This is a genomic window from Pseudomonas farris, assembly GCF_019145235.1.
Lineage (GTDB): Bacteria > Pseudomonadota > Gammaproteobacteria > Pseudomonadales > Pseudomonadaceae > Aquipseudomonas > Aquipseudomonas farris.
Genome location: NZ_JAHSTV010000018.1, coordinates 21,146 through 34,430 on the forward strand (window position 1 = coordinate 21,146; position 13,285 = coordinate 34,430).

The 13,285-nt window shown below is 60.4% G+C and carries 12 protein-coding genes; 3 read left to right on the forward strand and 9 right to left on the reverse strand.

From position 1 onward, the window contains the following. Positions 1–48: 48 nt before the first annotated feature. The 8 genes from ppnP to KVG95_RS28090 all read right to left on the reverse strand — a co-directional run bounded on the left by ppnP (position 49) and on the right by KVG95_RS28090 (position 9,467). Entirely contained in the window at positions 49–333 is a 285-nt protein-coding gene (gene ppnP / locus KVG95_RS28055) for a pyrimidine/purine nucleoside phosphorylase (RefSeq protein WP_007895072.1), read from the reverse strand. 74 nt (positions 334–407) lie between these two features. Next, a complete protein-coding gene (locus KVG95_RS28060; protein ID WP_217858707.1) occupies positions 408–956 on the reverse strand; it encodes a 3'-5' exonuclease in 549 nt (182 codons plus the stop codon). Between the two features lie 71 nt (positions 957–1,027). After that, a complete protein-coding gene (locus tag KVG95_RS28065) occupies positions 1,028–2,989 on the reverse strand; it encodes an acetyl/propionyl/methylcrotonyl-CoA carboxylase subunit alpha (RefSeq protein WP_217858708.1) in 1,962 nt (653 codons plus the stop codon). Between the two features lie 109 nt (positions 2,990–3,098). Next, a complete protein-coding gene (locus tag KVG95_RS28070; protein WP_217858709.1) occupies positions 3,099–3,896 on the reverse strand; it encodes an enoyl-CoA hydratase/isomerase family protein in 798 nt (265 codons plus the stop codon). Next, positions 3,893–5,050: a citronellyl-CoA dehydrogenase gene (gene atuD, locus KVG95_RS28075; protein WP_052963949.1), complete on the reverse strand. Its 1,158-nt coding sequence runs from the start codon at positions 5,048–5,050 to the stop codon at positions 3,893–3,895. Before atuD ends, KVG95_RS28070 begins: the two co-directional genes overlap by 4 nt. A 68-nt stretch (positions 5,051–5,118) precedes the next feature. After that, positions 5,119–6,735 (reverse strand): geranyl-CoA carboxylase subunit beta, encoded by a 1,617-nt coding sequence (atuC, locus tag KVG95_RS28080; RefSeq protein ID WP_217858710.1) that lies wholly within the window; start codon positions 6,733–6,735, stop codon positions 5,119–5,121. Between the two features lie 2 nt (positions 6,736–6,737). Beyond that, complete coding sequence (locus KVG95_RS28085; RefSeq protein WP_217858711.1) at positions 6,738–7,652, reverse strand: SDR family oxidoreductase; 915 nt, start codon at positions 7,650–7,652, stop codon at positions 6,738–6,740. 12 nt (positions 7,653–7,664) lie between these two features. Then, positions 7,665–9,467, reverse strand: coding sequence for an acyclic terpene utilization AtuA family protein (locus KVG95_RS28090; RefSeq protein WP_217858712.1), 1,803 nt, complete (start codon positions 9,465–9,467; stop codon positions 7,665–7,667). Between the two features lie 178 nt (positions 9,468–9,645). Here KVG95_RS28090 and KVG95_RS28095 point away from each other — a divergent pair, with 178 nt between their 5' ends. The 3 genes from KVG95_RS28095 to KVG95_RS28105 all read left to right on the forward strand — a co-directional run bounded on the left by KVG95_RS28095 (position 9,646) and on the right by KVG95_RS28105 (position 12,285). Continuing rightward, on the forward strand, positions 9,646–10,272 hold the full coding sequence (locus tag KVG95_RS28095) for a TetR/AcrR family transcriptional regulator (RefSeq protein ID WP_217858713.1): 627 nt from the start codon (positions 9,646–9,648) through the stop codon (positions 10,270–10,272). A gap of 92 nt (positions 10,273–10,364) precedes the next feature. After that, complete coding sequence (locus KVG95_RS28100) at positions 10,365–11,159, forward strand: substrate-binding periplasmic protein (RefSeq protein ID WP_217858714.1); 795 nt, start codon at positions 10,365–10,367, stop codon at positions 11,157–11,159. A gap of 112 nt (positions 11,160–11,271) precedes the next feature. Beyond that, entirely contained in the window at positions 11,272–12,285 is a 1,014-nt protein-coding gene (locus tag KVG95_RS28105) for a GNAT family N-acetyltransferase (RefSeq protein WP_217858716.1), read from the forward strand. 147 nt (positions 12,286–12,432) lie between these two features. On the opposite strand, the gene KVG95_RS28110 is transcribed toward KVG95_RS28105, so the two are convergent. Next, the gene (locus KVG95_RS28110) at positions 12,433–12,981 is read right to left on the reverse strand and encodes an RNA polymerase factor sigma-70 (RefSeq protein WP_007894994.1); all 549 of its coding nucleotides are present in this window, start codon (positions 12,979–12,981) and stop codon (positions 12,433–12,435) included. Positions 12,982–13,285: the final 304 nt, after the last annotated feature.

The following is a 13,285-nucleotide window of genomic DNA, read 5'->3' on the forward strand; positions in this document are numbered from 1 at the left end:
GTGTCCAAGGACACGGGCATTTTTTTGTCGCTGTGAAAACCCACGGTTTTAGCCGCGGTATTCGCACAGGTAAGCGGTGTCGACGGCCACTTTCAGTTGGAACTTGCTGTTGGCGGGCACGTTGAACTGGCTGCCGGCGGCGAAGGTTTCCCAGGTGTCGCTGTCAGGCAGTTTGACGGTCAGGGCGCCGGACACCACGTGCATGATTTCACGCTGGCTGGTGCCGAATTCGTATTCGCCCGGTGCCATGACGCCGATGGTCGCTGGACCTTCAGCGGTGCCAAAGGCGATCGACTTGACGGTGCCGTCGAAGTACTCGTTGACTTTAAACATGGGCGGTTCCTCGAAAAGGGCTAAAAAGGGCCGGCCAGTATGCACAAGGTGTCGATAGGCGTCACCTCCTGCACTCAAGGATTAGCGGGGAAAATCAGCGGTAGCAAACGCGCGGTATTGCGCGCGTCTTCCAGGGCTCGATGCTGCTGACCGTTGAACTGCAGGCCCGCCAGTTGCAGGGCTCCATTGAGGCTCAGCGGGCGCTCAAGCCGACAAGCCTTGGCGAAGCGTTGCTTGAGGTTCATGTGTGGCACCCGGCTCAGGATGCTGTTGAGTTGCAGGCGCTGCCATTCCTGAAGCAGTTGTTTGCGGTCGTAATCGCCCCAGCTGGCCCAGCCGTCCAGGCGCGCGTGATGTTGGCCGAGCCAGCGTTCGAACAACGGCCAGACGTCGGTGAGCGGCTGTGCGGCATCGATATTGGCCTGGGTGATGTGGGTCAGATCCCGGCAAAACGGCGTCAGCAAGGGCCGGCGCAACGGGCGCACGAAGCACTGGAAGTGATCCAGTTCCTGGCCCTTGCGGTCCACGAGGGTGGCACCGATTTCGATGATTTCCATTTCTGTTACTGGCCAGCCACCCTCATCGGTGGTGGCTTCCAGATCAATGACCAACCAGTGAGGCATCGCAGGGTTCCTGGTATCCGCGTCCTGATAGGGCTTGAGCGTAGCCAAACGCGGCGGATCCGCCTAGCGGCTTATTCGACCTCCAACAAAATCTGACGATTTTTGACCTGATCGCCTACCTTGATCTGCAACCGTTTGAGCACGCCGTCGATACCCGATTTGAGCGGATGCTCCATTTTCATTGCTTCAAGCACCACCAGTAGCTGACCTTTACTGACCGGGCTGCCCTCACTGACCAATACATCGACGATTGCCCCGTCCATCGGCGCCTTGAGCGTGCCGGAACTGACACTGGCCTGGCCGCTGACCAGCGCCTGGGTCCGATCGACCAGCTGCAGGCTGCCGGGGCGCGTGAACAACCACAGTTGCCCGGCTTCGAGGCGGTAGGCATGGCGTTGGCGGATGCTATCGATTTCCAGGGTGGCCCAGCGTCCATCGCATCCGATGACCTTCAGTTCGAGAGCGCGAGCGCCGACCTGAGCACGGTAGCGTTTGCCAGGTTCAGCGTTCAATTCCACCGGCCAATCCTGATCCTCCAGGCCGATTCGGTAGTGCAACGGCACGCTGGCGTTGTTGCGCCAACCAGCCAGCGGGGCGCGGTGAGCCTGCGCCGACGCTTGATAAAACAGCGCTGCAGCGATGGCCAGTTCTTCGGCGCTCGGCACATGGGGATGCAGGCAGGAATGATCGGCGAAGTACGTGGGGATGAACCCGGTGCTGAACTCGCCGCTGATGAACTGCGGATGTTCCAGCAGACGGGCGAGCAAGCGCTGATTGCTTTGCACACCCAGCAGCACGCTGTCCTGCACCGCCCGCAACAACTTGCGCCGGGCTTCTTCGCGGGTGGCGCCGTGGGCGATGAGCTTGCCCAGCATCGGGTCATAGAACGGGCAGACAGACTGGCCTTCGATCAGGCCATGGTCGATCCGCACGCCGCCCTGTAACGCAGGCTCCCAGGCTGCGATTCGCCCGGTTTGCGGCACAAATCCCTGGGCTGGATCTTCGGCGTACAGGCGCACCTCCATGGCATGGCCATTGAGCTGCACCTGCTCCTGTCGCAACGGCAGTGGCAGTCCTTCGGCGACATGTAACTGCCAGGCCACCAGATCAAGGCCTGTGATCAGCTCTGTCACCGGATGTTCCACCTGCAGCCGGGTGTTCATCTCCAGAAAGTAAAACTGCCCGCGAGCATCCAGCAGGAACTCCACAGTGCCAGCGCCGACGTACTTCACCGCGCGCCCAGCCTTGAGCGCAGCTTCGCCCATGGCCTGGCGCAACTCGGCGGTCATTACCGGGCAGGGCGCTTCCTCGATGATTTTCTGGTGGCGGCGCTGGATCGAACAGTCGCGCTCGCCAAGGTGGATCAGGTTGCCGTGCTGATCGCCAAACACCTGAACCTCGACGTGACGCGGGTCGATCAAGGCTTGTTCGAGGATCAGTTCGTCGTTGCCAAACCCATGCAGCGCCTCGGAGCGTGCGGTACGGAGTTGCTCCAACAACTCGGCGGCGCTATGCACCAGACGCATGCCACGACCGCCACCGCCAGCACTGGCCTTGATCATCAGCGGGTAGCCGATGCGTTCGGCTTCGCGGCTCAGGGCCGCGTCGTCCTGTTCGCTGCCCTGATAGCCTTTGATGCAAGGCACGCCAGCTTTGATCATGGCGAATTTCGACAGACGTTTGCTGCCCATCAGCTCGATGGCCTCGGGGCTCGGGCCGATGAAGATGATGCCGGCCTGTTGGCAGGCGCGGGCGAACTCTGCGTTTTCGGAGAGGAAGCCGTAACCGGGATGGATCGCATCAGCACCGGTGCGCCGGGCGGCGTCGATGATTGCCGGGATGTTCAGGTAAGACTGCTGCACCGGGGCCGGGCCGATGTTCACAGCTTCGTCGGCGATCTGCACATGCAAGGCATCGGCGTCGGCATCGCTGAACACTGCGACGGTGCGGTAGCCCAGCGCTTGCGCGGTGCGCTGGATGCGGCAGGCGATTTCACCGCGGTTGGCGATCAGGATTTTGCTGAAGGCGGGCATGGGGGCTTTCCTTGAGTTTTGCGGTGTCATTCAGGGCCTCTTCGCGAGCAAGCCCGCTCCCACATTTGAAATGCATTCCCCTGTGGGAGCGGGCTTGCTCGCGAAGCTTTTAAATAGCCCAACCCGGTTTTCGCTTTTGCACAAAGGCCATCGTCCCCTCGACCCCTTCATCCCCGGTCACCGCTTCACTGAACCACTCGGCCGCCTGATCCAGCAGGCCATCCGAGAGTTGCACCGCACTCGCCAACAAGAGTTTTTTGGTCGCCGCATTCGCCCCCGGCGCGCAACACAACACATGGGCCAGCACCTCATCGAGGCGCTCGGCCAAGGCTTGCGGATCATGCTCGACAAAATGCACCAGCCCCATCCGTCGCGCCTGGGTGCCATCGAACCGTGCGGCGGTCAGGGCCAGTCGGCGGGCCTGGGTCAGGCCAATGCGCTGCACCACGAACGGCGCGATCTGCGCCGGCAACAGACCGAGGCTGGTTTCCGGCAGGCCGAATTGCGCCTGATGATCGGCCATGGCGATATCACTGACGCAGGCCAGACCGAAACCACCGCCAAGCACCGCGCCTTGCAGCACCGTGATGACCACTTGCGGCGCGTGCTGAGCTTCTTCCAGCAAGGCGCCGAACGCACGGTTCAACTCGCGGTAGGCGGTCGCGCCTTGAGCGCGGGCCTTGGCCATGTCCTTGATGTCGGCACCGGCACAAAAATGCCCGCCAGCACCGCTGATCACCAACGCGCGAACCTGCCGGTCATCCCGCACCGCCGCCAGTACCGCGCGCAGCTCGGCGACCATTTGCAGGCTCATGGCGTTGCGACTGTCGGGGCGATTGAGGGTGATGTGCAGGACGCCGTTATGCCGTTCGAGCAACAGGGTCTGGCAAACGGGAAGGGTGTTCATTTCTTTTTCCCCGGCAGGATGCCCATGAGTTTGCAGATGATCCCCAGCATGATTTCGTCGGCACCGCCGCCGATCGACACCAGCCGCACGTCGCGGTACGCCCGGGCCACCGGGTTGTCCCACATGAAGCCCATGCCGCCCCAATATTGCAGGCAACTGTCGCTGACTTCCCGACCGAGTCGCCCGGCCTTGAGTTTGGCCATGGACGCCAGGCGGGTGACGTCCTGGCCTTTGATGTATTGCTCGGTGGCCTGATAGACCAGCGCCCGCAGGCATTCGATTTCGGTTTGCAGTTCGGCCAGACGGAAATGAATGACCTGATTGTCGATCAGCGCATTGCCGAAGGTTTTGCGCTCCTTGCAGTACTCGATGGTGCTGTCGACGCAGTACTCCAGGCCTTTGATCATGTTCGCCGCGCCGAACAATCGTTCTTCCTGGAACTGCAGCATCTGCATCATGAACCCCGCACCTTCGTGGCCGATGCGGTTGCGTTGCGGCACGCGCACATTGTCGAAGAATATCTGGGCGGTTTCCGAGCTGCGCATGCCGAGCTTGTCCAGGTGCGAGCTGAGACTGATGCCGGGGCTGTTCATCGGCACCATGATCAGCGACTTGTTGATGTGCGGCTTGTCGTCCGAGGTGTTGGCCAGCAGGCAGATGAAGTCGGCGCTCGGCGAATTGGTGATCCACATCTTGCTGCCGTTGATTACATAGTCGTCGCCGTCCTTGCGGGCAGTAGTTTTCAAACCTGCTACGTCGGAGCCGGCGCCGACTTCGGAGACGCCAATGCAGCCGACCTGCTCGCCGGTGATCGCCGGCCGCAGGAACTCTTCACGCAGTTCATCGGAGCCGAAACGGGCCAGGGCCGGGGTGCACATGTCGGTCTGCACGCCGATGGACATCGGAATACCGCCGCAATGAATGGTGCCGAACTCTTCGGCAGCCACAATCGAATAGCTGTAATCGAGCCCCATGCCGCCGAATTTTTCCGGTTTGCTAATTCCCAGCAGACCGAGGTCGCCAGCCTTGCGGAAGATTTCATGGATCGGAAAGCGCCCGGCCTTTTCCCATTCATCGACGTGAGGATTGATCTCATGATCGACGAATTGGCGGACGGTGCGGCGCAGTGCTTCGTGTTCCTGGGTAAAGATCATTTTTTATTGTTCTCCTGTGATCGTTCCCACGCTCTGCGTGGGAATGCAGCCTTAGACGCTCCGCGTCATCAAAACCGGGCTACGCCGAAACTGTTGGCTTGCAGCGAACGAACCTCGGCCTCATGGCAGATGTCCAGCAAATACCCCAGCAACGTGCGGGTGTCCCGCGGATCGATCAGCCCGTCGTCCCACAGATTGGCGCTGCCATACAGCGCGGTGGACTGGCTGTCGAGTTTCTGCGCGGTGACCTGTTCCAGCATGTCGAGCATTTTCGGGTCGGGCACCAACCCGTCCTTGAGCTGTTTGGCTTCGGTGACGATCCGCAACACTTTGCCGGCCTGAGCGCCGCCCATCACCGCGCTGCGGCTGTTGGGCCAGGCGAAGATGAAGCGAGGGTCGAGGCCACGGCCGCACATCGCGTAGTTGCCAGCGCCGTAGGAGCCGCCGACGACGATCGTCAATTTAGGTACCCGAGCATTGGCCACCGCTTGAATCATCTTCGCGCCGTGCTTGATCACCCCTTGTTGTTCCGACTCGGTGCCGACCATGAAGCCGGTGGTGTTGTGGAAAAACAGCAGGGGCGTCTGGCTCTGATCGCAGAGCTGAATGAACTGTGCAGCCTTGCTCGCACCTTTGGGCGTAATCGGGCCGTTGTTGCCGATGAGCCCACAGGCTCGACCCTGAATCTGCAAATGCCCGCAGATTGTTTGCTGGTCGAACTCGCCCTTGAATTCAAGGAAGTTCGAAGCGTCGGCAATCCTGGCGATGATTTCACGCACGTCGTAAGGCTTTTTCGGGTCATCCGGGATCAATCCCAGCAGTTCGTCGATGGGGTACAGCGGTTCTTCCCATCGCCGTTCGGGTAACCATTGCAACTGATCGTTCCACGGCAACAGGCTCATGATCTCGCGCACCTGGCGCACGCCATCGGCATCGTTCTCGGCCAGGTATTCGGCGGTGCCGGCGGTTTGCGCGTGCATCTCGGCGCCGCCCAGTTCTTCGTCGGTGGCGATTTCACCGGTGGCGGCCTTGAGCAGTGGCGGCCCGGCGAGAAACAGCTTGGCCTTGCCGCGCACCACCACCACGTAATCCGACAACCCCGGCTGATAAGCACCGCCCGCCGTGGCCGAGCCATGGACCACGGTGATTTGCGGCAAGCCCATGGCCGACATCCGCGCCTGATTGGCAAAGCTGCGCGCGCCTTCGACGAAAATCTCCGCTGCGTAATTGAGGTTGGCGCCCCCGCTTTCCGCGAGGGTGATTACCGGCAGTTTGTTTTCCATGGCGATCTGTTGCAGGCGCAGAGACTTTTTTAAACCGCTGGGGGAAATGGTTCCGCCCTTGATCGCGCTGTTGTTCGCCACCACCAATACCCGCACGCCGGACACGTAACCGATCCCGGCGATCAAACCGCCGCCGGCCGAGCTGCCGTCCTTGTCGTCGTGCAATTTATAGCCGGCCAGGCTCGCCAGTTCGAGGAACGGCGCGCCGGGGTCGAGCAGCAGGTTAAGCCGCTCCCGGGGCAGCAGTTGCCCGCGCTTGTCGAACCTGGGCTTGGCTTCGGCGGCTTTGCTCAGCAAGTTCTGCTCGAGCTGACGGACCTGTTCGATGCCGGCCAGCATGGCCGCCCGGTTGCGGGCGAACGGTTCGCTGAACGGATCTACCTGGGACTGGATGACCGGCATGGTTATTCCTTGTCCTTGAGCTCGTCTGGCTTGGGGACGTCTGGTTTGGACGAGTCGGGTTTGAGTACTTCGGGTAAATAGGCGCGGTGAAAGCCGTTGTACGAGTGGCTGTTCTGCGCCTTGTGCATCGGCCAGGCCCGCCCGCCGAGGCTGGCGGCGCCGTCGATGCGCAACGTGCTGCCGCTGACAAACGCCGCTGCCGGGCTGAGCAGAAAAACAATTGCCGCACTGATTTCCGATTCGGTGCCGATGCGCTTGAGCGGTACGTGTTCGCACAGGGTCGGGATCACGGCCCGGAACGCACCTTCGTAGGTGTCCATGCCGCTGGAGGCGACCCAGCCTGGCGCGACGGCGTTGACCCGCACGCCGGCATAGCCCCATTCAAACGCGGCGGTCTTGGTGAAGTTGTCCATGCCCGAGCGCGCCGCGCCCGAGTGACCCATGCCGGGCATGCCGCCCCACATGTCGGCGAGCATGTTGACGATGGCGCCGCCGTGCTTGCTCATGGACTGATTGAACACCTCACGGGCCATCAGAAAACCACCCACCAGGTTGGTGCGCAGTATGGTTTCGAACCCTTTCTGATTGATCGACGCCAGGGGCGAGGGGTACTGCCCGCCGGCATTGTTGACCAGCCCATGAATCGGCCCGTGTTTGCGGATCAATTCGCTGACCAATTGCGTGACGGCGTCTTCATCGCGGATATCGCAGACCTGCCAACTGGCTTTACCGCCGTCTTCGGTGATTTCAGCGGCGACCTTTTTCAGTTTCTCGACATTTCGCCCCACCAGCAGCACCTGCGCACCGAGGGCTGCGAGCTCGTGGGCAGTGCAACGGCCGATGCCGCTGCCGCCCCCGGTGACAATGATGTTTTGGCCAGCGAACAGGTCGGGTTTGTAAATCGAGTCATAAGCCATGACGACGGTCCTCTAGTTGACCTGATCGGCGATGCGCTGCGGCACCGGAATCTGGATCTCCAGCAGTTGTTGGGCGAACGCCTTGCCTTGCGGATCGATCCGCAGACTGGCCACGCCACCGCCGCCGAGCGCGTTCTCCAGAAGAAAATTAAAGCTCTGAGTGCCGGGTAAATACCAGCGTTCGACACGCCCGTGGATCGGGTCGAGGACATGGCTCATCCAGTCGACGATCACCTCAGGTGTCAGCGCTTCGGCGATCCACGGCAGGTAATCGGGATGGCGCGCCATGACGCCGATGTTGCTGTGATTGCCCTTGTCGCCGGAGCGCGCCACGGCGAGCTTGATCAGGGCCACGCTGGCGTCGGCGCGCTCTGTGGGTTGGGGCGGATCGAACGGTAGCGGCAAGTCATCCGGGTCGAGTACATCGAAGGCGGGCAGGGCGCACGGGTGGCGCTCACCGGCGAGGTCGATTTCCAGGGTGCAGGCGGTCTTATCGATCAGGAATGAAAACAGCCGGATCAGCGGGTACACCGTCGGCCGCCCGCCGACGATCCCGGTCAACCCCGGCGCCATGCCGGTGGCGGCCTGGGCGATTTCCCGGGAAAACAGAATCAAGGCCTGTTTGCTTGGGTGGCGCACGGCGAGTTTGATCACCACTTCGCGGCTGTCCTGGCGCTGGCCGTGGGGGCCATAAGTGGCTTCGCTGCCCAGCAGTTCGATGTTCACTTCGCTGTAGGGCGCCCAGCCGCGCTGGCTGAAGATTTCCGAGGTTTTGTTGATGATCGCCTGGCTGACCCGTCGGGCCTTGGCCACGGCATCGATCCCGGCGATCAGGCAGCTGGCGGTACAGCGAAAACCGTCCGGATACGTGGCGCTGACCTTGTACTGATCGGTCGGCGGCAAACCTTTTGCGCCATGCACCTGCACCGCGTTTTTGCCTTGCTGCACGAGTTTGACCTGACTGAAATCGCACACCACGTCGGGCAGCAAATAGGCCTGTGGGTCGCCGATTTCATAAAGCATCTGCTCGCCAACGGTCAGGGGCGTAACCAGACCGCCGGAGCCGTCGGGTTTGTTGACGATAAACTGGCCGTCGGCACCGACTTCGACGATTGGAAAACCGATGTGTTCGTAGTCGGGAACGTCGTGCCAATCGGTGAAATTGCCGCCGGTGCATTGGGCGCCACATTCAATGAGGTGCCCGGCCAGTGCAGCCTGGGCGAGTTTGTCGTAGTCGTGCCACGACCAGCCGAACTCATGCACCAGCGCGGCGCTGACCACGGCGCTGTCGACCACGCGCCCGGTAATCACAATGTCGGCGCCCAGGCGCAGGGCTTCGACGATGCCCGGCGCGCCGAGGTAGGCGTTGGTCGACACGCACATCGGCGGCAGCGGCGTGCCATTGAACATCTCATGGAGGCCAAGACTGCTCAGGCGTTTGAACTGCGGTTGCAAATCGTCGCCCGACAGCACGGCGATCTTCAGCGCCACTCCGGCCTTGTCGCAGGCCGTTTGCAGGGCAGCGGCGCAAGCGTGTGGATTGACGCCGCCGGCATTGCTGATGACGCGGATCTTCTGTTCTGCGAGCTGGTTGAGGAGGGGACTGAGGACTTCGATGAAGTCGCTGGCGTAGCCGGCCCCCGGATCTTTCATCCGCGCCCCGGCCATGATCGACATCGTGATCTCGGCCAGATAATCGAACACCAGATAGTTCAGCCGCCCGCCTTCCACCAGTTGCTCGGCGGCGGTCGAGGTGTCGCCCCAGAATGCGCTGGCGCAACCGATACGGATTGTTTTGGGCGCAGCCAATTCCATAACCACCTCCGACAGAAGTGCTTCGAGACTACCAAGCAAGCGCTTGGTTTGTAAACGACTGAAATATCTTCTGCCCAAGCGCTTGCTTGGTCGCCCCTGCCAGCTTAAATTGCCCGCGCAACCCCGCTGTTTTAGCGGCCAGCGGCGCAATTGATTGATCGACTGTAGGAGAGAACGGGTGGACGAGCAAAAAGCCCTGAGGGTGATGCGCGAATTGGTCGACAGCGGCCAATTGACCGACCCGGACAGCGCCCGCGGCAAACTGCTGCAAGTGGCTGCTCACCTGTTTCGTAATAAAGGTTATGAACGTACCACCGTGCGCGATCTGGCCGGTGCGGTCGGTATTCAGTCAGGCAGTATTTTTCATCACTTCAAAAGCAAGGATGAGATCCTGCGGGCAGTGATGGAAGAGACCATTCGCTACAACACTGCGTTAATGCGCGCAGCCCTGGCCGAGGCCGGCAACGTGCGTGAGCGAGTGTTGGCGCTGATTCGTTGTGAATTGCAGTCGATCATGGGCGGCAGCGGCGAGGCCATGGCGGTGCTGGTGTATGAATGGCGTTCGCTGTCAGCAGAAGGCCAGGCGCAAGTTTTGGCGCTGCGTGATATTTATGAAGACATCTGGCTGCAGGTGCTGGGGGAAGCCAAGGGCGCCGGTTTTATCCGTGGCGATGTGTTTATCACCCGCCGTTTCCTGACGGGCGCGTTATCCTGGACTACCACCTGGTTTCGTGCCGATGGCAGCATGAGTCTCGATCAATTGGCCGATGAAGCGCTTATTCTGGTGCTCGAAGAACGGCAGTAAGCCGTCTATCTCGGTATGAAACTGGCTAAGTCGGCGAAACCGCCTAGCTTGAATGCATTGATGGGTATTTTTCTCGGGGAGTGGGCTGTTTGATGTCTTCGCCAATTCGGACAGCGTCTCGGCTTTTGCTGGCGGCGCTTGCGGTGTGCTGTGTGTTGCCGTCTCAGGCTGCACAGTTGGTGCGGGTCGGTGCCGCGCATTTTCCACCCTATACCGTGCGCCCGGAGTCCGGTGCCGACACCGGTCTGTTGCCGCAACTGATGGAAGCGCTGAATCAGTTGCAAACCGACTATCGGTTTGAGCTGGTGCCCACCTCGATTCCTCGACGTTTCAACGATTTCAAGGAAGGCCGGGTCGATATGGCGATTTTCGAGAACCCGGACTGGGGGTGGAAGGACATCCCGCATACCCTCGTCGACATGGGCCTGGAAGATGCAGAAATCTTTGTCGCGCAGAAGAAACCCGATCGCGATGAGAATTACTTCAAGGACCTGACGGGCAAGCGCCTGGCACTGTACAGCGGCTATCACTACGAGTTTGCCAATTTCAATGCCGATCCCAAGTATCTGGCCGACGCCTACAAAGCCACGCTGACCTATTCCCACGACAGCAACCTGCTGATGGTGCTGCGCGCACGAGCGGACATTGCCTTGGTGACACGTTCCTACCTGAGCGATTACCTGCTGCGTAACGAGAAAGTCGGCGAGCAATTGCTGGTGTCGCAACGGATCGATCAGGTCTATCACCATTACGCGCTGATTCGCCCGCAGGCACCGATTACTGGCGAAGCATTCGGCAAGTTGCTGCAAGGCCTGCGAGACAACGGCCAGATGTTGAAGATTTTCAATCCCTACAAAATTGCCTTGGTACCGGTGCGCAAACCCTGATTCGTGCCCTTGATTAGTACCATGAGACGCGTATTTGGCGACGGCGCTTAAATTTCCCGCTCCGGCTCACGTCACATCGTTGAACTGTCGACGATTACCGTGAGCCGCACCCATGTCCAATCTGAATGACCTGACCACCCTGGCCTTGCCGTCAGGCAACTGTCTTGTAGCCGATGAAACCGCCAGCCGCCTGAGCCTCAGCCTGCAAGGGCAGCCGTTGATCGAACTGCGGCTGACTCGTGAGCCGGCGTTGCATCTGCGGCTGGAGGAGCGTTTTGGCCATCCTGACGGTCAGGCATTCTGGGCGGCTTGCTATTGGCTGTTTGCCCGTGACGCGGCTTGTCAGCGTCTGACCTGGCACCTCGATGATGTGCCCACCGAAGCTTTGCTCAGCGGGTTGCTGATCCCCACCGACGTTACCGGCCAGTATCGCTGCGAACGCACGCTGTTCTGGCAATTACCCCAGCCTTGGCTGGGTGAGTCGCGCACCGGCAGCTATCCGCAGCAAATGGTCATCAGCGACGGTAAGCGCCATCCATTGCGCCCGATAAAGCCCAGAGGTGAGGTGTATCGACGTTTCGATGCGCGGCTCGGTGCGTGGGTCTCCCTGCGCACGGTAGAAATCGAGCATGACCTGGCGCGTTTCAACCGCTGGCAGAACAGCCCGCGGGTGGCGAGTTTCTGGCAGGAGGAGGGTAGCCTCGAGAAGCATCGCGAATACCTGAGCAAGCTCGAAGCCGACCCGCACACCTTGACACTGATCGGTTGCTTCGATGATCAGCCGTTCGCCTATTTTGAAGCCTATTGGGCCAAGGAAGATCGCATTGCGCCGTTCTATGATGCAGCCGATTACGATCGTGGCATTCACATGCTGGTGGGCGAAGAACATCACCGCGGCCCGCATAAAGTGGCGAGTTGGCTATCGGCGCTGGTGCATTACCTGTTTCTCGATGATCCACGCACTCAACGGGTGGTTGCCGAGCCTCGCGCCGACAACGCGAAGATGATTGGGCATATGCACAATCAGTGTTTCCACTGCGAAAAAGAGTTCGACTTCCCGCACAAGCGCGCGGCGCTGATGATGCTGGGACGTGAGCGGTTTTTTGATCGGTGTTCGTTGGTGTGAGGTGTATGGCTCAAGGTCTGTTGCGGTCTTGAGTCTGCCTTCGCGAGCAAGCCCGCTCCCACAGTAGATTTTTGGTGTACACCAAATCGGTGTTCACACCGATCAAATGTGGGAGCGGGCTTGCTCGCGAATGGAGCGGCGCAAATTTCAGCGACGAGCAAAGGTATCCGCACGATTGCCCGACACCTTGCGGCAATGCACCAGCGCATCACGAATCATGAAGTTCACCAGGGTTGGCGAGACGCCGAGTTCCTTGGCGATATCTTTTTGCGGCACACCGTGCAGGCGGTACATCTCGAAGGCGTAACGGGTGCGGCTGGGCAGCTCCGTCAGCGCATCGGCGATGTTTTCCAGGGTCGAGAAATTCATGTGCGAGGTTTCCGGCGAAGCGCCCTGAATCACCACGTTCAGACCTTCCTCTTCCGGGCCCGAATACTTCTGCTCCAGCGCCTGCTTGCGGTAATGATCAATCGCCAGATTGCGCACGATCTGGAACAGATAGCTGAGCTGCGCCTTGATTGATGACGTGATCTGCGGCGCCGATTGCAGCCGGAAGAACGCATCCTGCACCACGTCTTCGGCGCGTGATCGGCAACCGGTGATGCGGGCTGCAATCTTGACCAGAATCAGTCGGTTGTCGACGAAGGCCTGAAGTAGCGGTGAATCGCACCTGCTTGTGGATACTTGTTCCGTCATTGGAAATCACCTTGCTGCAAATAGGGTCGTGGGACGACAGGGGGATCGGCGTCGTCCTACACATCGAGCGACAAATTAGGCTGAATGATAATGATTGTCAATTGAGAAAGAGAATTAATGCGCCACAAAAGAGCAGAGTGAGAACTGCGACACGCTGACTCACCTACCGACCTCAAGCCTGCTGGCGCTCAAGCCTGGCGACTAATTATTTCAAGACCTCATCCGTTCTCATTGGTGAATGGCTGCGGGCGCAAGCCCCGGCCAAACCAGCATTCCCAAGCCTTGCGCGGTCGGCGAAGACCGC